Origin of the sequence: Herbaspirillum autotrophicum (genome assembly GCF_001189915.1) — a bacterium.
Lineage (GTDB): Bacteria > Pseudomonadota > Gammaproteobacteria > Burkholderiales > Burkholderiaceae_D > Herbaspirillum > Herbaspirillum autotrophicum.
This window is the reverse complement of record NZ_LFLS01000087.1, coordinates 1-1000: the sequence shown is the minus strand read 5'-3', so window position 1 is coordinate 1000 and position 1000 is coordinate 1. Positions and strand designations below refer to the sequence as shown.

At 55.5% G+C, this 1000-nt stretch carries 1 protein-coding gene; it reads right to left on the bottom strand.

Features of this window, described 5'->3' with window-relative positions:
* The coding region (gene tuf, locus AKL27_RS26895; RefSeq protein WP_050465966.1) for an elongation factor Tu at positions 1 to 999 on the bottom strand (999 nt) is incomplete at its 3' end.
* Position 1000: the final 1 nt, after the last annotated feature.

The following is a 1000-nucleotide window of genomic DNA, read 5'->3' as shown; positions in this document are numbered from 1 at the left end:
CTTGTCCTTCGGCAACTCGATCGAACCAGTCACGTCCGTTGTACGGAAGTAGAACTGTGGACGGTAGTTGTTGAAGAACGGAGTATGACGGCCGCCTTCGTCTTTCGACAGAACATAGATCTCGCCTGTGAAATGCTTGTGTGGCTTGATCGAACCTGGCTTGGCCAGAACCTGGCCACGCTCCACGTCTTCACGCTTGGTGCCGCGCAGCAGCACGCCAACGTTGTCGCCGGCTTGACCCTGGTCCAGCAGCTTACGGAACATTTCAACGCCAGTACATGTTGTCTTTTGGGTGTCACGGATACCGACGATTTCGATTTCTTCGCCGACCTTGACAACACCACGCTCAACACGACCGGTCACAACAGTACCGCGACCCGAGATCGAGAACACGTCTTCCACTGGCATCAGGAATGTGCCGTCAATGGCGCGCTCTGGTGTCGGGATGTAGGTGTCCAGCGCTTCGGCCAGTGCCATGATCGCTTGTTCGCCCAATGGACCTGTATCGCCTTCGAGCGCCAGCTTGGCCGAACCCTTGATGATTGGCAGGTCGTCGCCCGGGAATTCGTACTTGACCAGCAATTCACGAACTTCCATTTCAACCAGTTCCAGCAGCTCTTCATCATCAACCATGTCAGCCTTGTTCAGGAACACGATGATGTAAGGAACGCCAACCTGACGCGACAACAGGATGTGTTCGCGGGTTTGTGGCATCGGGCCGTCTGCTGCCGAGCACACCAGGATCGCGCCGTCCATCTGCGCTGCACCGGTAATCATGTTCTTCACATAATCCGCGTGGCCTGGGCAGTCAACGTGTGCATAGTGACGGTTGGCTGTTTCGTATTCAACGTGCGCTGTGTTGATCGTGATGCCGCGCGCTTTTTCTTCTGGTGCCGCGTCAATTTGATCGTAGGCCTTTGCTTCGCCGCCAAATTTCTTCGACAACACGGTTGCAATCGCCGCTGTCAATGTGGTCTTGCCATGGTCAACGTGGCCAATC